The sequence below is a fragment of the Mucilaginibacter terrae genome (assembly GCF_042679325.1).
Lineage (GTDB): Bacteria > Bacteroidota > Bacteroidia > Sphingobacteriales > Sphingobacteriaceae > Mucilaginibacter > Mucilaginibacter terrae.
Window position 1 is genome coordinate 119,844 of record NZ_JBHTMJ010000012.1, and the last position, 18,618, is coordinate 138,461.

At 39.9% G+C, this 18,618-nt stretch carries 23 protein-coding genes; 10 read left to right on the top strand and 13 right to left on the bottom strand.

The genetic code is table 11. The annotated features are described in order from the left end of the window. Nucleotides 1-2 precede the first annotated feature (2 nt). The 7 genes from ACFQ3S_RS12370 to ACFQ3S_RS12400 all read right to left on the bottom strand — a co-directional run bounded on the left by ACFQ3S_RS12370 (nucleotide 3) and on the right by ACFQ3S_RS12400 (nucleotide 6,103). A complete protein-coding gene (locus ACFQ3S_RS12370; protein WP_377164830.1) occupies nucleotides 3-1,433 on the bottom strand; it encodes a hypothetical protein in 1,431 nt (476 codons plus the stop codon). Then, nucleotides 1,426-1,980, bottom strand: a complete 555-nt coding sequence (locus tag ACFQ3S_RS12375; RefSeq protein WP_377164832.1) for an RNA polymerase sigma factor — start codon at nucleotides 1,978-1,980, stop codon at nucleotides 1,426-1,428. Before ACFQ3S_RS12375 ends, ACFQ3S_RS12370 begins: the two co-directional genes overlap by 8 nt. A gap of 42 nt (nucleotides 1,981-2,022) precedes the next feature. After that, nucleotides 2,023-2,460, bottom strand: a complete 438-nt coding sequence (locus ACFQ3S_RS12380; protein WP_377164834.1) for a hypothetical protein — start codon at nucleotides 2,458-2,460, stop codon at nucleotides 2,023-2,025. A gap of 69 nt (nucleotides 2,461-2,529) precedes the next feature. Beyond that, nucleotides 2,530-3,333: a nucleoside triphosphate pyrophosphohydrolase gene (gene mazG, locus ACFQ3S_RS12385; RefSeq protein ID WP_377164836.1), complete on the bottom strand. Its 804-nt coding sequence runs from the start codon at nucleotides 3,331-3,333 to the stop codon at nucleotides 2,530-2,532. 217 nt (nucleotides 3,334-3,550) lie between these two features. After that, the gene (gene mnmD, locus ACFQ3S_RS12390; protein WP_377164838.1) at nucleotides 3,551-4,228 is read right to left on the bottom strand and encodes a tRNA (5-methylaminomethyl-2-thiouridine)(34)-methyltransferase MnmD; all 678 of its coding nucleotides are present in this window, start codon (nucleotides 4,226-4,228) and stop codon (nucleotides 3,551-3,553) included. Nucleotides 4,229-4,237: 9 nt separating this feature from the next. Then, a complete protein-coding gene (locus tag ACFQ3S_RS12395) occupies nucleotides 4,238-5,647 on the bottom strand; it encodes a rhodanese-like domain-containing protein (RefSeq protein ID WP_377164840.1) in 1,410 nt (469 codons plus the stop codon). A gap of 81 nt (nucleotides 5,648-5,728) precedes the next feature. Then, nucleotides 5,729-6,103: a type II toxin-antitoxin system VapC family toxin gene (locus tag ACFQ3S_RS12400; RefSeq protein WP_377164842.1), complete on the bottom strand. Its 375-nt coding sequence runs from the start codon at nucleotides 6,101-6,103 to the stop codon at nucleotides 5,729-5,731. A 325-nt stretch (nucleotides 6,104-6,428) separates the two neighbouring features. Here ACFQ3S_RS12400 and ACFQ3S_RS12405 point away from each other — a divergent pair, with 325 nt between their 5' ends. Beyond that, nucleotides 6,429-6,941 carry a hypothetical protein gene (locus ACFQ3S_RS12405; protein WP_377164844.1) on the top strand — a complete coding sequence of 171 codons (513 nt, stop codon included), beginning with the start codon at nucleotides 6,429-6,431 and terminating at the stop codon, nucleotides 6,939-6,941. Nucleotides 6,942-7,148: 207 nt separating this feature from the next. Here the strand turns inward: ACFQ3S_RS12405 and ACFQ3S_RS12410 are convergent, their stop codons facing one another. Next, nucleotides 7,149-7,349, bottom strand: coding sequence for a hypothetical protein (locus ACFQ3S_RS12410; protein ID WP_377164846.1), 201 nt, complete (start codon nucleotides 7,347-7,349; stop codon nucleotides 7,149-7,151). A gap of 350 nt (nucleotides 7,350-7,699) precedes the next feature. Here ACFQ3S_RS12410 and ACFQ3S_RS12415 point away from each other — a divergent pair, with 350 nt between their 5' ends. The 4 genes from ACFQ3S_RS12415 to prmA all read left to right on the top strand — a co-directional run bounded on the left by ACFQ3S_RS12415 (nucleotide 7,700) and on the right by prmA (nucleotide 10,883). Then, entirely contained in the window at nucleotides 7,700-7,948 is a 249-nt protein-coding gene (locus ACFQ3S_RS12415; RefSeq protein WP_377164848.1) for a type B 50S ribosomal protein L31, read from the top strand. A 60-nt stretch (nucleotides 7,949-8,008) separates the two neighbouring features. Continuing rightward, entirely contained in the window at nucleotides 8,009-9,190 is a 1,182-nt protein-coding gene (locus ACFQ3S_RS12420; protein WP_377164850.1) for a putative sugar nucleotidyl transferase, read from the top strand. Nucleotides 9,191-9,197: 7 nt separating this feature from the next. Further along, nucleotides 9,198-9,962 carry a triose-phosphate isomerase gene (gene tpiA, locus ACFQ3S_RS12425; RefSeq protein WP_377164852.1) on the top strand — a complete coding sequence of 255 codons (765 nt, stop codon included), beginning with the start codon at nucleotides 9,198-9,200 and terminating at the stop codon, nucleotides 9,960-9,962. An 81-nt stretch (nucleotides 9,963-10,043) separates the two neighbouring features. After that, the gene (gene prmA / locus ACFQ3S_RS12430) at nucleotides 10,044-10,883 is read left to right on the top strand and encodes a 50S ribosomal protein L11 methyltransferase (protein WP_377164854.1); all 840 of its coding nucleotides are present in this window, start codon (nucleotides 10,044-10,046) and stop codon (nucleotides 10,881-10,883) included. Nucleotides 10,884-10,961: 78 nt separating this feature from the next. Here the strand turns inward: prmA and ACFQ3S_RS12435 are convergent, their stop codons facing one another. Together ACFQ3S_RS12435 and ACFQ3S_RS12440 are read right to left on the bottom strand one after the other, a co-directional pair. Next, nucleotides 10,962-11,609, bottom strand: a complete 648-nt coding sequence (locus ACFQ3S_RS12435) for an NAD(P)-dependent oxidoreductase (RefSeq protein ID WP_377164856.1) — start codon at nucleotides 11,607-11,609, stop codon at nucleotides 10,962-10,964. A 39-nt stretch (nucleotides 11,610-11,648) separates the two neighbouring features. Then, on the bottom strand, nucleotides 11,649-12,056 hold the full coding sequence (locus ACFQ3S_RS12440) for an RrF2 family transcriptional regulator (RefSeq protein ID WP_377164858.1): 408 nt from the start codon (nucleotides 12,054-12,056) through the stop codon (nucleotides 11,649-11,651). Between the two features lie 215 nt (nucleotides 12,057-12,271). On the opposite strand from ACFQ3S_RS12440, the gene ACFQ3S_RS12445 reads away from it, so the two are divergent. From ACFQ3S_RS12445 to ACFQ3S_RS12455, 3 genes are all read left to right on the top strand, one after another. Then, complete coding sequence (locus tag ACFQ3S_RS12445) at nucleotides 12,272-13,630, top strand: UDP-N-acetylmuramate--L-alanine ligase (RefSeq protein ID WP_377164860.1); 1,359 nt, start codon at nucleotides 12,272-12,274, stop codon at nucleotides 13,628-13,630. A gap of 74 nt (nucleotides 13,631-13,704) precedes the next feature. Next, nucleotides 13,705-14,046 (top strand): helix-turn-helix domain-containing protein, encoded by a 342-nt coding sequence (locus tag ACFQ3S_RS12450; RefSeq protein WP_377164862.1) that lies wholly within the window; start codon nucleotides 13,705-13,707, stop codon nucleotides 14,044-14,046. Next, the gene (locus tag ACFQ3S_RS12455; RefSeq protein WP_377164864.1) at nucleotides 14,012-14,818 is read left to right on the top strand and encodes a DUF1570 domain-containing protein; all 807 of its coding nucleotides are present in this window, start codon (nucleotides 14,012-14,014) and stop codon (nucleotides 14,816-14,818) included. Before ACFQ3S_RS12450 ends, ACFQ3S_RS12455 begins: the two co-directional genes overlap by 35 nt. 7 nt (nucleotides 14,819-14,825) lie before the next feature. Here ACFQ3S_RS12455 and ACFQ3S_RS12460 read toward each other — a convergent pair whose 3' ends face one another. From ACFQ3S_RS12460 to scpB, 3 genes are all read right to left on the bottom strand, one after another. Beyond that, complete coding sequence (locus tag ACFQ3S_RS12460) at nucleotides 14,826-15,944, bottom strand: GNAT family N-acetyltransferase (protein WP_377164866.1); 1,119 nt, start codon at nucleotides 15,942-15,944, stop codon at nucleotides 14,826-14,828. 72 nt (nucleotides 15,945-16,016) lie between these two features. After that, nucleotides 16,017-16,208, bottom strand: coding sequence for a hypothetical protein (locus ACFQ3S_RS12465; RefSeq protein ID WP_377164868.1), 192 nt, complete (start codon nucleotides 16,206-16,208; stop codon nucleotides 16,017-16,019). A gap of 109 nt (nucleotides 16,209-16,317) precedes the next feature. After that, entirely contained in the window at nucleotides 16,318-16,878 is a 561-nt protein-coding gene (scpB, locus tag ACFQ3S_RS12470) for an SMC-Scp complex subunit ScpB (protein ID WP_377164870.1), read from the bottom strand. 111 nt (nucleotides 16,879-16,989) lie between these two features. On the opposite strand from scpB, the gene ACFQ3S_RS12475 reads away from it, so the two are divergent. Both ACFQ3S_RS12475 and ACFQ3S_RS12480 read left to right on the top strand, forming a co-directional pair. Then, complete coding sequence (locus ACFQ3S_RS12475) at nucleotides 16,990-17,685, top strand: ferritin-like domain-containing protein (RefSeq protein ID WP_377164872.1); 696 nt, start codon at nucleotides 16,990-16,992, stop codon at nucleotides 17,683-17,685. Between the two features lie 27 nt (nucleotides 17,686-17,712). Beyond that, nucleotides 17,713-18,609 carry a ferritin-like domain-containing protein gene (locus ACFQ3S_RS12480; protein ID WP_377164874.1) on the top strand — a complete coding sequence of 299 codons (897 nt, stop codon included), beginning with the start codon at nucleotides 17,713-17,715 and terminating at the stop codon, nucleotides 18,607-18,609. Nucleotides 18,610-18,618 lie beyond the last annotated feature (9 nt).

An 18,618-nucleotide genomic window follows, 5' to 3' on the forward strand; every position in this document is an offset into this window, starting at 1 on the left:
AGCTATTTTTTAACACTCTGAAATTTTAGCCTGAGGTTTACCCCTCCTGCGCCAAAGCGTATTTGCTGTGAACCTAAACCACTTAACGGGTACTTTAAAAATGGTTCTATCACCAGCCTGTTGTTCTTGGTGATTTGGTAACCCATTCCTAAAGATAAGTTTAACGTGCGGGCAAAATCGAACTTGGTAAAGCTTTTGCGCGTTGTAGCATCGGGGATGGCCGGAGTTGAAATTAATGAATTGATATTGTTTTCGTACCGGTAATTATAAGTTTCGTTGATGAACGTACCCGAACTTAAACCCGCCGAAATATAGCTGTCGCTTTTTTGAGGATTGAACTCATATTTGATATTAACTGGTACATCCAGCCCGGTTAGGCTTACATTGTAACCGGCCACTACCGGGTTAACCACCACTCTCGACGATACAAAGCCCAAGGTAGGTGTAGTATTGTATGCTGTAGCGTCATTGGCTTTTATACTGCTAACGCCTATAGCTTCTTGTAAAATACCGGCCAGGGTTGGCTGTTTGGCATAGTTAAGTGTATTTTTGGCTATGGCTACCCCGGTTGATAATTTAAAGTGACTAAATAATTTAATATCAGTACCAAAACCCGCACCGGTATTCATCTGGCTTTTGCTGCCTTCGGCATAATTAAAATAAGTAGCCGCGTAAACACTGTATAAAATGCGCTTATCGGCTGAGGCCTTTTCATTTTTCGTTTTTTTGCCGACTTCCTTTTTTCGCTCGTTAGCCAAAAATATGCTCATGCGCGATTTGCTTTCGTCGGCCAAAGAATCGGTTGGATTTACAGCCTCTGCCTTTTGCTGAGGTTTTACCGTTTGTTGCGCAAGTATGCTTTTGTTGGTGAGGGCAGTACTATCGGGTTTAGCGTTATTAGTTGCTGGCAGCAATGCTTTACCATCAGGCGTTGATGCTGGTGCTGTAGTGTTGTTGGTGCCTGCCAACTGCTGGTATTTAATAGGCAACACGTTTGCTGGTATTTTTTTTGCTGGTGGCAAACTTAATTTGATGCCTCTATCAACCGAAAGGTCCGTTGCGATCCCTACGGGCTTATTACCTGTGCCTGCAAACTCTTGCTCATGATTGTCCACAGGGTTTTTATACGGCGTTTGTAAAGGTACCCGTTGCGGTACAACAGCTGAATTGTTGGGTTTTAATATTTTACCAGCAGGTTTCACTGCTACTTGTTCCGTTTTTTGTGGCCGGTTATAAAACCACAAACCAAATAGGCTAAGCACTAATAATGTAGCCGCAACACTCCACCATAACGGTGCTATAGGGCGCTGTTTTTTGGCAGGGAATTTTTTACGCAGCAGCTCCCAGCCCTCCTGGGCAGAGGCGGTATCTTCATACTGCTCAAATACCTCGCTTATGCGTTTTCTTAGTTCATTATCCAGCTCTTCACTCATGGCTTTGTGCTTCTGTGGTTAATGCCTTACGTAATTTTTCTTTAGCCCGGCTTAAATACACCCTGCTCGAACTGGCGGGTATATTCAACATTTCGGCAATTTCGTCGTGGTTATAACCATCAATTTCATATAGGTTAAAAATAGCGCGCTGCATAGTGGGCAGGTTGTCCATCAATTTTAAAATATCTTTAGCGTTTAATTGCTGCACCGCGGTGTTGTTATGGCCAATGTGATTGGCATATTCCATATCCGTATGCAGTTGGTACTTCAAATCTTTGCGCCGCCGGTCTATAGAAGTATTAATGATGATGCGTCGCATCCATGCATTAAAAGAACGATCGGCATTATAGCTCTGTATGGTATTAAATATCTTAATAAATGAATCGTTAACCACCTCCAATGCATCGTCCCTGTTATCACAATAACGCAGCCCTATACCCATGGCATAGCCATAGAACCGCTTATACAGCTGTTCCTGGTATTTAATAGCGCCTGTTTTGCAATGCTGTATTAGTTCGTATTCAGCATTGCTTTTGGATTCAAGCATTCAGGAGGGTAGTATTTATCAAATATTTTATATTCGGTTAACTTACTTCTTTAATTTATAGATGTATATCAGCGTATCTATGGGGTAAGTACTGGCTGCAAACTCTAAACTACTGCCATTATAAACATATTGATATAGCCCGTGCAGGTGGTACTTAGGTAAATCCAGGCTGTTAGTTCCCACCGGAACAGTACTGTCAATCCATTCTATGTATGATTGGTTGTAGTTAAATGTACCCTTACTACCCGCATGTTTACTGGTGTCGCCTGTTATTGTAAAAGTATTACTTGTAAGATCCAATGTTAAGTTGGCCTTTATAGTGTCTTTTACCTGGGTAGTATTATTACGGTGTACCCTGTAATACTGGCCTGTAAATTTGCCTTGCGGCTGTATCACCGGTGTAGCATCGTCATTCCCTTTAATACACCCCGATAATGCTGCTGCAATGCCCAATAAAAAATATAGTAGTCTCCTTTTCATTATCCTGAAACTGTATGATGTAACCGATACGAAAAATAATTACCAAGTGTAACAGTTCCGGTTTAAAAATTACAGATTCTTTGCCTCGTTCCAATACACGTCCATTTGCGCAAGGGTCATGTCCTGTAATTTCTCACCGTTTTCTGTCGCTCGGGCTTCGAGATGCTGAAAGCGTTTGATGAATTTTCGGTTGGTTTTTTCCAGTGCATTTTCAGGATTTATGCCTACAAAACGTGCATAGTTGATCAGTGAAAACAGCAGGTCGCCAAACTCGCCCTCGGCACGTTCCTGATCTATTACGGTATCATCCTCGGCGTTATATTCCTGGCGAAATTCCTGCATTTCTTCTTCTACTTTTTCCCAAACCTGGCTTTTGTTCTCCCAATCGAAACCAATACCACGGGCTTTTTCCTGAATACGCGAGGCTTTCACCAAAGCCGGTAATGAGGAGGGAACCCCACCCAACACTGATTTGTTGCCTTCTTTGAGCTTGATCTGTTCCCAATTGCGCTTCACATCCTCCTCGTTATTTACATCGGTATCGCTATAAATATGCGGGTGACGATTGATCAGTTTATCGCAAATACTATTTAGTACATCGGTTATGGTAAAATCGTTGGTTTCTGATGCAATGCGGGCGTAAAAAACCAGGTGCAGCATCACATCGCCCAGTTCTTTTTTAATCTCTTGCATATCGTTGCCCAAAATGGCATCCGATAGTTCGTAGGTTTCTTCAATGGTGAGGTGGCGCAGGCTTTCCAATGTTTGTTTTTTATCCCAAGGGCAATTCTCCCGCAGGTCGTTCATAATGGTAAGCAGTCGGTCGAACGCTGTTAATGGATCAAGACCGGTATTTGGAGGGGTTAAAGGCATAGTTATGTTTTTTACAAAAGTAAGTATTGCTACATTGTTGATGTGGAAAATGATTGAATGAGCAAGGCGAATATTTTAGGCAATATGATTATTTCAAATTTAAGCATAGTGTCATGCTGAGCCTGTTGAAGCATTGGTCGTATTGCCAAGTTTTCTACAGGCTCAAACAGACAAAACAAATGAGATTTCCAGGTTATTGCTCGTAATAGTTTTTTTGTTAAAGCGCCTTAGTGGCCCGCAACATTTCGCGTTTACCGGGGGCGCCGGGGGCTTTTTCCACTTTAAAGCCTGCTGCTTTAAGCTGCCGTTTTAAGTTGCCGGTAATAGCGTAGGTTACAAACACACCGCCCGGTTTCAAGAATTTGATGGTATGCGCTATTGCTTGTTCGCTCCACATTGCGGGCTGGTGAAGGGCTGCGAAGGCATCGAAATAGATAATGTTAAATAGTTGATCTGTTGAATAGTTGAGCAGTTGTAAGTGTGCTGTGTGCAGTTGAACGTGCGTATTAAGCTGCACTGGTTGCTGTAATGATAGGGGATAGTTATCCAAAAAAGTTTGCCAAATTGTTGCCGGTACATAATCGTGGTAACCGGTTTGTGCAATCATCTCATCAGAAAGGGGATAGGCCTCTATTCCGGTATAAGTTAAAGCGATCTCCTTAGACGTGCAAAAATCTGCAGTTAACAAAAAGTTTAAACCGGTCCCTAAACCAACTTCCAATACCGATACTTCAGTAATTTCAGTACCCGCCAAAAAATAGCGTAACCCTGAGTTTAAAAACACATGCTGACTTTCTTGTAAGGCACCATGTTTAGAGTGATAGTTTTCGCCTATCTCGGCATTATAAATGGTTTTGGAACCATCGGCGGTGGGTACTATGGATAATATACTCATAAGCCCCGCTTAAATCCTCCCTGGGAGGGGGGACTTTAAATAATCTGTTTTGCCACCCTCCATACCGGTGAGGGAAGGGGTGGAATTGTTGAACTCCACTACCACATCACTTAAATCATACACTGGAACGTTGACAATTCGCTGCACAATAATACTCCTTGCTGCAGCAGAGCGGTAACCGGCGGCACAGTGTACCACAATGGGCTTATCGGTTGGTATTTCGTTTAGGCGTTTGCGTAGTTCTGGCAAAGGTATAGTAAGCGCATTGCTGAACAGTAAGCCTGCGTTAATTTCGTTCCAGTTACGGGCATCAATAATGGTGTAGCTTTCAGGATGGGCTTTAAATGCATCCAGGTCTAACTCGGCCGATGTTTCGGTAGCGTTTGTTGGCGATTGCAACACACCTTTGATTTGCTGTTCGTATCCAATTTTGGCAGAGCGGCTCAAGGCCAGTTCTAATTTTTCGTGATCGGCAGCTATGAGGTAATATGGTTCGCTGGGTTCCACCACAGTACCTAACCAAGTTTCAAATTTGCCTTGCAGTTGCAGGTTAATGGCATTCTTAATATGTCCTTGGTTAAAGGCAGCTTTTGTGCGGGTATCTATTACTAATGTGCCTTCATTAAGTTGGGCATCAGTATTTAAATGCGGTATATTGGCTATACTTTGGGCATAATCAGGAGCACCTTGTTTATTGAGTTCTACATCGTAACCAAAATATTGCGGTGCAAATGGCTGATCTGCGGTAAGTTCGTTTACAAAGGTTTGCTCATCCATGAGCTGTAGGGCGTAATTTTCGCGCAGTTCGCGGCCAATAGTGCTTTGCAGATCGGGGCTTATATTTTTGCCACAAAGTGTACCGGGACCATGCGCCGGATAAACCACCACATTTTGGGGCAAAGTCATTAACTTTTGACGGGTACTGTTATACATTTGCCTGGCCAGGTCTTCTTTTTTGGCGGTAATATTACCGGCTTCTTCCCGTAAATCGGGTCTGCCAACATCACCCACAAACAGGGTGTCGCCGCTAAATAGGGTAGTGGTTTGGCCGTTTTCATCTTCCACTAAAACACATATCGAATCGGGGGAATGGCCGGGTGTGTTAATAGCTTTCAGCTTCATATCGGCCAGGGTAATTTCGTCGCCATCATCGAAAGTTTGATGCGGATAGGTAGCGCCCAGCAGGTGGCTCACGTAAATAGTAGCACCAGTGGTTTGGTGTATTTCGAGGTGCGAACTTACAAAATCGGCATGGGGGTGGGTTTCAATCACGCCGGTAATATCGGCTTCGTGCTGCAGGGCAAATTCGTAGTAAGGCTGCGGGTTACGCGCCGGATCTATCACTATAATCTGGCCTGCCCGTAATATAGCATAAGAAGCATGAGCCAGATCGGTATCGTAAAATTGATGTATGAGCATGTAGCGCAAAGATAGAGAAAGCGCATAAGATGTAAAATTTTTAGAGACGTAGTTAATTGCAATATAACATTACTAAAACAATTAATAAGATAATACTACTGATTTTGGATCATCGATCTCCTTAAAACCTTTATCCATAGTGAACAAAGGTATGTCATAATAAATTGCGGTGGCCGCTATAACAGCATCAGGCAACTTTGTTTTGTATTTAGCCCTAATGTTAATAGTAATATCATTAATTGGACTATCTAAATTTATAAGATAACAATTTCCTGAAAAATCTTTTAGCAAGGATTTGTCATGCTTGGTTAAATTAGGGAAGCTCAAAACCTCAATTTCGGAAATAACAGAAACATATAGATTTCGGCTGGTGATTAACGGTAATATTTGTTCAATCCCATTAAACAAATTGATGACTAATAAAGTATCTATAACAATATTATCTCCACTTATCACGTACCTTTAGCTGATAGTCCAGGCCATTAGTTTAAAATCTATTTTCCCGAAATATTTTTTTAAGTCAATAGTTTGACGGTTACTTTTTAGCTTATCCAGTTCGTTCCTGCTAATGCTGGTATTAACTTCTATAATTTGCCCATAATCAAATATTTATCAAATTGATTTGAATTGTTTAAGATACTACAATTCATAGTTTAATTGGTTAACAAATGCCATAAAATTATAAGTATTTAACAACACAAACGCTTTTAAAAGCGTTTATACTTGTATTAAAAGCCAATCTTTGTGCTATAATGACCGGCTTAAACAATGCTAACCTGATATGATCAGATATACTGCAATTTTATTCAGCCTTGCCGCGTTTATGTTTGCCTCGTGCAGCCAGCAAATGAAAATGGTTAAAACTCCGAAAACGGATTCGTTAGCTGTAGCGCGCGTTTGGAAACAATATGTTAAAGGCCTGTCTACTAAAAACGTCCGCGTACTAAAAAAACTGTCGTTAACACAAGTATATTGCCAGCCTTGCGCCATACAAGCTGGTACCGGCGATTTGGTTACCGTGGATGCCTTCATCAAGAACATGATCGTAAACCTGCCAAAAACCAGTTTATGGCAAGCCGTTAAAAACGGCAAATACATCATGTTTACCGAAAAAATTAAAAACTACAAGCCCCTTAACCTGGATGTGAACAATGATGTACTGCATGTTTACGATATATGGTATGTAACCAAACAGCCCGGCAAAATTAAAGGGTTTGAAGGCCAGCGTTATGCTTTTCAATTTGTAAAGGAAAAAGGGCAGTACAAGTTTTTTGGTTTAACGGCAGTGCAGTAGTTTACCCATCAAAATATCAATAGTTATAAAGACCAAAAAAAACCCGACCAAATGGCCGGGCTCGGGATTTAAAATTAAGACAGGAATGCTCTTGCAGCTTACCAGATCCTAATGCGGTTTTCGGGCTTTTTGTATATTTTATCGCCCGGTTTTATGTTTTTTATCGATAGGATACCCATAGCGCTGGCATACAAAATCGCCAACACGCTATTGAAGGCTACCCTTAGGGGCCGAGGCAGGTTTGGCGCTCACTTCCTGAACAATACCCCGAATTTTTTTCTTGTTATCATCATTCAGGATGTTAAAGTTATCCCAGCGGGTTTCTTTGGCCGGAATGGCGTTGTTTTTCATCCAGCCACCGTTTGCAGCTAAGGCTTTAGCCGAAAGGCAAACTGTAGTTGCAAACATCAAATTTCCAAAATTCAATCTCCTATTCAAATTAAAGTTAACGCTAAATGTAATGAAATATAACATTATAAAACATTTACATGAGGTTTGTTACAAATGTAAATGCTTACTGATACAAAGTTTAAAGGTGTGAATTAACTCACAGATTAGGAATCGGTATTAGGTGTTTGTTATGCTAAATTATTGCTTACTATTATTTAATTAATTGTGAGAGAGAACCATTAAAATTCAGCCATTACCCTCTCCAAAACTTTACACTTAAAATAACTTATAAATATTTTAGTTCATCTATTCACAATTATGTAATAAATTACTATATTTGCACCTCTTTTGAAAGGAAAGTATATATAATGAAAAAAGACCTGCATCCATCAAACTATAGATTAGTTGTTTTTAAAGATATGTCTAACGAGTATTCTTTTATGACTAAATCATGCATTGATACCCGTGAAACCGTTAAATGGGAAGACGGCAATGAATATCCATTAGTGAAATTAGAAATTTCGCACACCTCGCATCCGTTCTATACCGGTAAAATGAAACTGGTAGATACTGCAGGTCGTATCGATAAGTTCCGTACCCGTTACAACAAAAAGTAATTGTACTAAACAAATATTTAAAAGTCTCCCCATACCGGGAGACTTTTTTTATTTTTGGCCATGGCTATCATTCTGTTCGACGATAACGCGCATCAAACTTTACTGCCCCTAACTTATACCCGGCCTGTAGCCAACCTGCGTATAGGTATTTTAACTATTGCCGAAAAGTGGGCTAAACACCTTCAAGCTAATTATTCGTTCCATACACAGGCTTACCTACAGGGTAAGTTCCCGTTGCACTTGTCGACACATAATTGGTTCATTAATGGTTCGGTTTGCCCTGATGAGCATTTGCTGGAAGCCATTGATAAGCTGCCTACCGGCGAAGCATTATATAGTAATAGCAATTTGCTGGCCGTAAAATTGACTGAAAGTGATGCCCGAAGTTTTTCACCCGATCAGAAATTTGACCGCGAACACCAATACGAACCTGCTATAATGAGCATTCGTTATCCCGAGGATATTTTTAAAAAAAACGATATTGAATTGCGCCGAGATTTTGCCTTGTTAACCAAAGGGCGAAGCAGCACGACTTTAAGCGCTTCCAACACGATTATAGGCGATGATTTTTTTGCTGAAGATGATGCCGTAGCTGAATGCTCTACTTTTAATACTCGCAACGGGCCTATATATTTAGGTAAAAACAGTGAGGTTTGGGAGGGTACGCATATACGTGGCGGCTTAGCCCTTTGCAACGATTCGCAGATTAAAATGGGCGCGAAAATTTATGGCGCTACCACCATTGGCCCTAAATGCAGGGTGGGTGGGGAGATTAATAATGCGGTACTGTGGGGGCACTCATCTAAAGGACACGAAGGCTATTTAGGTAATGCCGTGCTGGGCGAGTGGTGCAATATGGGTGCCGACAGCAATAACTCTAACTTGAAAAACAATTACACTGAAGTAAAGCTTTGGGATTATTCTACTCGGCATTTTCGCAAAACAGGTTTGCAATTTTGCGGCTTAATTATGGCCGACCATGCCAAATGTGGCATAAATACCATGTTTAATACCGGCACGGTAGTTGGAGTGAGTGCCAATGTTTTCGGCGCAGGCTATCCGCATAATTATATCCCCGATTTTTCCTGGGGCGGGGCCAATCACATGGAATTGTACAGGCTGAATAAAGTATTTGAAACTATTGAGCGGGTTTATGCCCGACGTAATATGCAGTTACACGAAACGGAGAAGCAATTGTTACAAGAAGTATTTAATTTAACCCAACCATACAGAAGATTTTAATATTATTATGAGAAAGAAAATAGTTGCCGGAAACTGGAAAATGAATTTGGATTATGCCGAGGGTATGTCGCTTTTTTCGGAGATTGCCAATATGGTAAAAGATGAAATTACCGGTCAGCAGTTAGCTGTAATATGCTCTCCTTTTATACACTTGAGCAGTTTAGTACAATTGGCCAAAAGTTATGATAAGGTAGCCGTTGGTGCACAAAATGCCCATCAATATGAGTCGGGTGCTTACACGGGCGAAATTTCGGCTAAAATGGTAAAATCGACTGGTGCGGCTTATGTAATATTGGGTCACTCAGAACGTCGTCAGTATTTTGGCGAGGATAACCAGTTATTAGCTCAAAAAACGCTTACTGCTTTAAACAATGGCTTAAAACCTATTTTCTGCATCGGCGAAACATTAAATGAGCGCGAAAGCGAGCAGCACTTTGAGGTGATCAAAACACAACTGGAAGAAGGCGTTTTTAGCCTAAGCACCGAACAATTTGAGCAATTGGTATTAGCTTATGAACCGGTTTGGGCCATAGGTACCGGCAAAACGGCAAGTTCGGAGCAGGCGCAGGAAATCCATGCGTTTATACGTGAACAAATTGCCAATAACTATACACAGGAAGTGGCCGATAACACCACCATTTTATATGGTGGTAGCTGCAATCCAAAAAATGCGGCTGATCTTTTTGCTCAGCCCGATATCGACGGCGGCCTGATAGGTGGTGCATCGTTAAAGTCTCGCGACTTTTTAGATATTGTAAAGGTGTTTAATTAATTATTAGCTGCCAGTTGCGGGTGATGGTGTTGCGTGAAAGCACATCTCTCGCAACCGATAACTCAAAACCCGTAACCAATCATGAATTATTACGAACTGATTTTTACCATTATGAGTGCAGAAAGCCATCATCAGGACCTGCTGATTAATGAGCTTGCTCAACTGGGTTTTGATACGTTTGAGGAAACTGATTTTGGGTTTAAGGCCTATATCCCGTCCGAAGATTTTGATAAAGGGCAGGTGGACGGTTGCCTGGAGCTTTATAGCGATATGATCTCGTTTTCGTATGAGGTTAACCTCATACCTCAAAAGAACTGGAATGAGGTATGGGAAAGCAACTTTAACCCGATTAGGGTGGGTAACCAGATCTATGTGCGGGCCACTTTTCATGAACCTAAGCCCGAGTTTCCGCATGAGATTGTCATCGACCCTAAAATGGCTTTCGGTACAGGTCACCATGATACTACCTGCCTGATGATGAGCAGTATGCTGGATACGAACCTGCATGGCAAAAATGTTTTGGATATGGGTTGTGGTACTGGCATTTTAGCTATACTGGCATCTAAATTAGGGGCCACAAACTTAACCGCCATTGATTACGATATGCTTTGCTACAAAAGTACATTTGAAAACACGGCACTTAACCGGGTAAAGGGTGTGCAGATCATTTGCGGCTCTAAAGAGGATATACCGGATGAAGAGTTTGATGTAATTTTAGCCAACATTAACCGCAATATTTTAACCGACCAAATGCCCCGCTACAGCGAGGTATTAAAACCCGGCGGCGAGATCTATCTTAGCGGCTTTTATGAGCATACCGATCTGGATATTATCAAAGAAGAAGCTCAAAAGCATGGACTGAATTATATTAGCCATAAAACCAGCAACCATTGGGTGGCTGCTAAGTTTGTAAAGGTATAACTCATCCCCAGCTCTCCCCAAGGGGGAGTGAGTTAGGAAAGGTTTTAAAGTCCTCCCTTTTGGGGAGGATTAGGAGGGTTAATATCCCAGCGTAAACCGCTGTTTAATAAATTGGCCTTTCTCCAGTTCATCAATTAACGCAACAACCAGATCTTCAACCGAAATATCATTTTCACCAGCTTCGTTAAATACAGGTTGATTGGTGCCTAAGCGAAAAATACCGGTACGCTGCCCAGGATGTAAGTTTATGGCCGGACTCAAAAATGTCCAGTCCAGCTCATTTTCCATGCGTAGCTCGTTCAAGTAATCTCGGGCAGCGGTAGCGCCAGGTTTGTAAGCCGCAGGAAAATCGGGCGTATCTACCAATTGCACATCGGGTTTAATTTCCAGGCTACCGGCACCACCTACGGTTATGTAGCGTTTAATACCTGCTTGTTTGGTAGCCGCTTGTATAGATTTACAGCCTTTTAAAAAATCATTATATAAGTTAGGGTTTGTCCAGCCGGCATTAAAGGTGCTTATTACTGCATCGTGACCCACCAGTAACGTGGCCAATATTTCGGTATCACACACATCGACTGATTGCTTTATTAGCCTCTCATTCTCAATGTCCAATTTTTCGGGTTTACGGGCAAATGCGGTTACCTCGTAACCCCGGTTTAACGCCTCTTCTACTACCTTAGGGCCTACAAAACCAGTTGCACCTATTATTGCTAATTTCATCATTAATGTAATGTTAAATATTACAGTTTGTATTAAAAAATTTTAATTGAATTGATTATTAAATTGAGCCAGGGTTTGTAGCCTTAATTTTTCAGTGATTAGCCCGATCATTTCGTGTTCCATAAAATTAAAATGATCGTTTATTTGCTTTCCAATAGGGCAGGCCGGGTTAGGTGTATTACGGGCTTTGCCTAAAATGGATTTTGCCTGAACAGCTTCATAAATATCGGCCAGTGTAATTTCGGTAGCAGGTTTGCCTAACATGTATCCGCCACTTTTACCCTCTTTACTGTCTACTAATCCAAATTTATTGAGGCTGCTAATTTCTTTGCGAATAAGCACAGGATTAATATTTACGCTCTCAGCTATAAAGTCGGACGAGATCACTTCATCGCCCGCGGCATGAAGCAACGTCATTATGTGAATTGCTATATGAAATCTTCCACTCATCTGTAACTATTATAATTACAGTACAAATATAATATATACTGCATTATTGTAATATAATTTGCCAACTATAACGTATATATTATAATTCTCATAATATGTTGTGAAATATATTGATAATTAAAGCAAAATATCTTAATTTCATTACGAGTATATTTGATGGCTTAGCAGTTTTTCGCTTTATTTGCAGGTAATTGCTCAATAGCTAATTGTTTTAAATGAAAGTACATTTTATAGCCATTGGCGGCAGCGCTATGCATAACCTGGCTATTGCGTTACATAAAAAAGGTTTTGAAGTCACCGGCTCCGATGATGTGCTGTTTGAGCCGTCAATTTCACGCTTATCAAGGTATGCTTTGTTACCTGATAAAAATGGCTGGTATCCCGAAAAAATTACTGATGACCTGGATGCCATTATATTAGGGATGCATGCCCGGGTTGATAATTCAGAGCTTTTAGCAGCACAGCGTCAAAACATTAAGATCTACTCATATCCTGAATATATATATGAGCAATCGAAAGAAAAGCTGCGTGTTGTAATTGGCGGCAGCCATGGTAAAACCACAATTACCTCTATGATCCTGCATGCTTTGCAGGCAGCCGGAAAGCAGTTCGATTACCTGGTGGGGGCGCAGCTAGAAGGTTTTGATACCATGGTGCAGTTGAGTGATGCCCCGCTTATTATTATTGAAGGGGATGAGTACCTGTCGTCGCCTATTGACCTCAGGCCTAAGTTTCACTTATACAAAGCAAACATTGCCGTTATAAGCGGTATAGCCTGGGACCATATAAACGTGTTTCCTACGTTTGAAAATTACACCGAGCAGTTTGAGATTTTTATACAAACCATACAGCCCAAGGGTACCCTGTATTATGCCGGTAATGATAGGATATTGCAACAGCTAATTGCCGATAACCGATCAGCCGTTGTTAAAACAGCTTACCAGTTACCACATTACGAAGCAGTTAACGGTATAACATCCATTATTAGTGAGCATAATAAGTACCCGCTACAGGTATTTGGTGAGCATAACCTGCTCAATTTAGAAGCCGCCCGATCTGTTTGTAATGAGTTGGGCATTAAGGCCAATGATTTTTACAGCAGCATGGTTACATTTAAAGGTGCCGCACGCAGGTTGGAGTTGTTAGGAAAAAGTGAAACCACCAATATTTATAAAGATTTTGCCCATTCGCCGTCTAAGTTAAAAGCTACCATACATGCGGTTAAATCACAATTTCCGCATCGAAAGTTGATTGCCTGTATGGAACTGCATACCTTCAGTAGTTTGAATAAGGAGTTTTTAAGCGAATATAACGGCTGCATGGATGAAGCCGACGAGGCTGTAGTATTTATTGATGCAAAAACCTTTGCTCAAAAAAAATTAAAACCCTATGATGATGCAGCCGTAAAAGCAGCTTTTAACATGGATGATCTTTTGTTTTTTGATAAGCCCCAAAATTTAAAGACATACGTAGAAGAGCAAGACTTAACTGGTAAAAATTTATTGTTAATGAGTTCGGGTAATTTCGGCGGCATTAATTTAAGTGAATTAACAGGAAATATATTAAATAAATGAAAAATTTATTTTTGATATTAAAATATTATTGTAACTTTATTAACTATTGAGAAACCCTTATCCTAAATTTAAAAATGAAAACACTGGGCAAAAAAATCAGATTATTAAGACATCAAAAAAGTTGGAGTCAGGAAGATGTAGCTAAAAGACTGGATATTTCTATACCTGCATTTTCAAAAATTGAAACGGGTATTACCGACATCAACTTATCGAGATTAGAGCAAATTGCTAATCTGTTTGAAATGTCAGTGGTTCAATTACTTACATTTAACGATGCCGAATACGAGCAAAAATATGTAAACGAGCTGGAGAACGTCAATAAAAAGCTAATGGATAGGGAGACCGAAGTTATTGACCTTCAAAAGAAAGTTATTGAATTGTTTGAAGAACTTAGACAAACTAAAGCAACCGCCTAAAGTTGCCACAGCCAGTAAATTAATTCTTTTACTGGCTGTTATATTTTTTAGCTTTATTTATTTTAATGCTTTTGCTCAAAAAATAACCATTAATGCTATTGGTTATAAATTAGCCGAAGCCGATACTGTTGCCCTTAACCGCTTGGTTAAGCAGGAAGCCAATTTGTATAACGGATTGTTTGATAATGCCATCCCCGATAGTTTACCGGTTGTAATAAACATTTATAAAAACCGTAAAGAGTTTTTACAAGAGTGGAATGATAATAAGGAAATTATGTTGCCAGGTGGATATTACAAGCCGACGAACCAGCAATGTTATGTTTACAAAGACGGCAATTATTTTTCGGTGATCTTACACGAAGTGAGCCATCGCTTTATGCACTATAATAACTATTCGGGCGTACCTAAATGGATAAATGAGGGTTTATCTGAGTTTTTTGAGGCTTTATATATTGCTGATAATAAAGGCATTTATGTGGATGAGCAAACACCCCGGTTGAAACGTGTTAAGGATTACCTGAAAGACAATCGATTGAATTTAAAAGAGTTTTTAAGTATAGATACACAACAGGCCTGGAATAAAAAGGATGATGTTACCCTGCGCTTTGATGTGGCCTACAGTATTCTATTTTTCATCATTAAAACTCATCCCGAATTTATTAAGCAAATTTTTGCTGCACTAAAGCAAGGCAAAGACTCATACACGGCATTGGGATTTGTTTATGGATCATATCAACTGTTTGAAACCCGCTTTAAGCAGTTTTATCGTTAAGTTGCGGTTAAAACATGCAGCGCATAGTAGCATGTTTTTTACCGAATACTCCACCCATGGCTTCGTGCAGGGCTATCATTTTTTCATTAAAATCGCCCACCCACGATAGTTCCATTTCATCATATTGCTTTAAAGGCAATACATACTCTTTAAGCTTAATAAATAGTACCGATTCTAACCCGTGTTTTTGATATTTGGTTTTAGTGCCCATTACAATAGCCCGCATGCGATGCACGCCTTTCCAGCGGTAATACAAAAATTTCATTTTACCAATTATATCAAGTTTGCCATTTAATGTTTTAATCATTTGGTTGGCATCGGGCAGTACTACTACAAAGGCTGCAGGTTCGTTGTCTACGTAGGCGAACCAAATCAGGTTTTCATCCATAATAGCTTTCATTTTTCTGAAAGTTTCATAGATAGTAGCCTTTTGTATCGGAACAAAATTTTCAAACCCACTCCAGGCATCATTATAAACTTCCATGAAATCGGCAGCGAATAACTCAATATGCGAAGTTTTTAAATGCTTAAAGCTGTATCCCGGTTTTTGAGCTACCCAACCAGCAATTTTGGTAAATCGCTCGGGGAAAGGTTGGTGTGCACTTATATGATTAGTGATCTGCTCGTATTGGGTTTTAAAACCGTAATCGTTAAAAAACTTTTTGTAGTAAGGATGATTATAATTCATACCGTATGATTGTGGTACAAAACCTTCTATGAGTAATCCCCAAAACATGTCGTTTTCGCCAAAATTAATAGGGCCATCCATAGCTTCCATTCCGTTCATTTGCAACCATGCTTTGGCCGTATCAAATAATAAATTAGCGGCCTGATTATTATCAATACATTCAAAAAAACCCATTCCGCCGGTAGGTTGTTCATAATTGTAAGCTTTTTTTTCGTTAATGAATGCCGCTACCCGGCCAATAAGTTCTCCATTTTCGTTAGTAAGGATCCAACGGATGGCTTTGCCAAATTCAAAAAAAATGTTTTTCGATGGGTCAAATACCGCCTCAATATCATTATCCAGCGGACAGATCCAATTACTGTCGTGCTTATAAATTAAACGCGCTGTGTCTAAAAATGCTTTTCTTGTTGCTCTTGTATTAACTTCGGTTATAGTCATTTAATAAATTCATATCAATAAAAAAGCATCCGGGAAAAACCGGATGCTGGGCAAATTTATAGTTTTATATCATTAAAAATCATCATCGTCTTCATCATCATACCGGTTTATGCCGTCATAATCCAGGTCATTTAACGTGTCATCATCAAAGTCGTTCTCAAAATCATCGTCTTCGTTAAAATTTTTACCGTTTTGCTCAGCCGGCTGGTTGGCGGCTTGGTTAGAAGCTGTGCTCTTACTTTCAGTTTTTTTTGGCATTTGCATGATGAATATTTTTAGGTTAATGTTACGCGGATAGTTAAAATTATTGTTTTAAATGTTATTGTATTTCAAAAATAGTGAAAAAACAAATTTTGTGAAAATGTCTGTAAAATTATTCTTGCTCATTTCCAATACTGTTAGCCATGCTGTTAAGTTCGGTTATGGCGGGTAGTTCGCTAATACTGTTAATGCCCATATAGTCGGCAAATTGTGTGCTGGTGGCATACAATAGAGGCTTGCCTACAGTTTGGGCCTTACCTACAATACTTATCAGTTCCTTATCCAACAATTTTTGTACGGAGTAATCGCAATTTACACCTCTTATTTGTTCTACCTCCAGTTTTGTAACCGGTTGCTTATAGGCTATAATGGCCAGTGTTTCTAAGGCGGCCTGACTTAATTTCTTTTTAGACCGCTGTAATTGCAGTTGACTGATAACCGAATGATATTTTTTTTTTGTTAAAAACTGGTACCCGTTATTAATATTCACCAACTCCATTGCAAACGCCGGATCGTTATACTTATTGTAGATTTTTTCAATGTATTTATTTACTTCAATTCCCTCAATATCAGTGCCTAATGCTGCCTGGAGGCAATAAATGATCTCTTCTATACGTATGCTCTGATCTGATGCAAATATGAGCGCTTCTATATGTTGTTCGATAGGTGTCACTTAACAAATATAGCAGTAAAACAGCAGGTTGTTGAAACATTATAAAACCGTGAAACTTAAATGAGCGTATATTGTAGTAAGTATAATCTAATAATCAACATTTATTTACTTATGAAAACAACAACACAAGAAAACATTGTTGCCAATGAGGGAATGGCCAGAAGGTCTTTCCTGAAATTTGCCGGTGCCGGAGCCATTGCAGCGGGAGTTTTAGCAACAGCCGCATCGTGCCAAAAGCATGGTGGAGTAGTAGGCGACCCTACAAACATTGATTTAGGTACTGGTGATATAGCGGTATTAAATTATGCGTATGCGTTAGAGCAACTCGAAGCAGCTTTTTACATTCAGGTTATTGCTACACCATACACAGGTATGACCGCTACTGAACGTGCCATGCTAACAGACATTAGAGATCATGAAGTTATTCACCGTGATTTTTTTAAAACAGCTTTAGCGGGTAATGCTATCCCGGGTTTAACTCCAAATTTTTCCAAAATCAATTTTGCTGATAAAGCATCAGTTTTAGGAGCTGCCAAAGCTTTTGAAGATTTAGGCGTTGCAGCTTACAATGGTGTTGGTTATCGTATTCAAACACTTGATTACTTGGTGCTTGCGGGTAAAATAGTTTCCGTTGAAGCTCGTCATGCTGCTTATATACGTTTCTTATTAGGCCAACCATTTTTAGATTCAACTGTAGTTACTACTACAACCAGTATCGAGATCTCAATGACACCTGCACAGGTGCTACCGGTAGCAAATTCATTTTTATCGGGCTTACCATTAGTGGCTCCAGCTTTAGGTGCTTAATTTATCAACTTATTAAAAATAGAAAACATGAATCTTCTTAATCTTGTATCAGATATACAGACGGCTGACCCAGAATTTGCTGACAGAATCAGTCCTCGCCGTGCTGCCATAAAAAACATAACCAGCTTTGGTTCAAAAGTAGCTGTTGCTGCTTTACCATTTGCTTTTAGCACATTATTCAAAAAAGCTTATGGTCAAACCGCAACCCGTTCGGTAGCCGATGTATTAAACCTTGCTTTAACTGCAGAATTACTTGAGGCTGGTTTTTACAGAACAGGTTTAGCCACTACTAACTTAATTGCATCAGCAGATAGAGCTAATTTTCAAATTATTTCTAACGATGAAAACAATCACGTTACATTTTTGAAAAGTTTACTTGGTTCGGGTGTTAGCGCAACCAATGCTACATTGGGTAATACTGCAAACACTGCTGCCCCAACATTGGTTTTTGACTTTGCCGGTAATAAAGGAAATCCTGTAAATGCACCATTTCCTACAGTATTCACCGATTATCAAATATTTTTAGCAGTTGCTTCAACTTTTGAAGATTTTGGTGTACGTGCTTATAAAGGCCAGGCAGGTTTCTTAAAAGGTTTGCAAACAGAGTTAACAGTTGCTTTAAATATTCATTCTGTTGAGGCTCGTCATGCGTCTTTTTTACGTAGGTTACGTGCCAGTTATGCTACTGGTGCCACTACGCTTAAACCTTGGATTACTGCCGATGGTAATACTGCAACTGGTTTAACCGGTACTGGTTTAGCCGCAACAACCGCAGCTGCCGTTTATTCAGGTGAAGCTAATACTACTCAAGCAGGTGTTAACTTAACTGCAATTGGTACAGCTGCAGCAGTTCAGGAGTCATTTGATGAGCCTATTGATACTGTTACAGCACAAACAATTGTAGGTTTGTTCGTTAGAGCATAACATACACGC

Bases quoted from the DNA above. Each gene is read 5' to 3' on its own strand.
- ACFQ3S_RS12465 (WP_377164868.1), bottom strand. From the start codon at position 16,208: ATGCAAATGCCAAAAAAAACTGAAAGTAAGAGCACAGCTTCTAACCAA.
- ACFQ3S_RS12460 (WP_377164866.1), bottom strand. From the start codon at position 15,944: ATGACTATAACCGAAGTTAATACAAGAGCAACAAGAAAAGCATTTTTA.
- ACFQ3S_RS12380 (WP_377164834.1), bottom strand. From the start codon at position 2,460: ATGAAAAGGAGACTACTATATTTTTTATTGGGCATTGCAGCAGCATTA.
- mazG (WP_377164836.1), bottom strand. From the start codon at position 3,333: ATGCCTTTAACCCCTCCAAATACCGGTCTTGATCCATTAACAGCGTTC.
- ACFQ3S_RS12440 (WP_377164858.1), bottom strand. From the start codon at position 12,056: ATGAGTGGAAGATTTCATATAGCAATTCACATAATGACGTTGCTTCAT.
- ACFQ3S_RS12405 (WP_377164844.1), top strand. From the start codon at position 6,429: ATGATCAGATATACTGCAATTTTATTCAGCCTTGCCGCGTTTATGTTT.
- ACFQ3S_RS12475 (WP_377164872.1), top strand. From the start codon at position 16,990: ATGAAAACAACAACACAAGAAAACATTGTTGCCAATGAGGGAATGGCC.
- mnmD (WP_377164838.1), bottom strand. From the start codon at position 4,228: ATGAGTATATTATCCATAGTACCCACCGCCGATGGTTCCAAAACCATT.
- ACFQ3S_RS12415 (WP_377164848.1), top strand. From the start codon at position 7,700: ATGAAAAAAGACCTGCATCCATCAAACTATAGATTAGTTGTTTTTAAA.
- prmA (WP_377164854.1), top strand. From the start codon at position 10,044: ATGAATTATTACGAACTGATTTTTACCATTATGAGTGCAGAAAGCCAT.
- ACFQ3S_RS12445 (WP_377164860.1), top strand. From the start codon at position 12,272: ATGAAAGTACATTTTATAGCCATTGGCGGCAGCGCTATGCATAACCTG.
- ACFQ3S_RS12435 (WP_377164856.1), bottom strand. From the start codon at position 11,609: ATGATGAAATTAGCAATAATAGGTGCAACTGGTTTTGTAGGCCCTAAG.
- ACFQ3S_RS12450 (WP_377164862.1), top strand. From the start codon at position 13,705: ATGAAAACACTGGGCAAAAAAATCAGATTATTAAGACATCAAAAAAGT.
- tpiA (WP_377164852.1), top strand. From the start codon at position 9,198: ATGAGAAAGAAAATAGTTGCCGGAAACTGGAAAATGAATTTGGATTAT.
- ACFQ3S_RS12420 (WP_377164850.1), top strand. From the start codon at position 8,009: ATGGCTATCATTCTGTTCGACGATAACGCGCATCAAACTTTACTGCCC.
- ACFQ3S_RS12410 (WP_377164846.1), bottom strand. From the start codon at position 7,349: ATGTTTGCAACTACAGTTTGCCTTTCGGCTAAAGCCTTAGCTGCAAAC.
- ACFQ3S_RS12480 (WP_377164874.1), top strand. From the start codon at position 17,713: ATGAATCTTCTTAATCTTGTATCAGATATACAGACGGCTGACCCAGAA.
- ACFQ3S_RS12375 (WP_377164832.1), bottom strand. From the start codon at position 1,980: ATGCTTGAATCCAAAAGCAATGCTGAATACGAACTAATACAGCATTGC.
- ACFQ3S_RS12395 (WP_377164840.1), bottom strand. From the start codon at position 5,647: ATGCTCATACATCAATTTTACGATACCGATCTGGCTCATGCTTCTTAT.
- ACFQ3S_RS12370 (WP_377164830.1), bottom strand. From the start codon at position 1,433: ATGAGTGAAGAGCTGGATAATGAACTAAGAAAACGCATAAGCGAGGTA.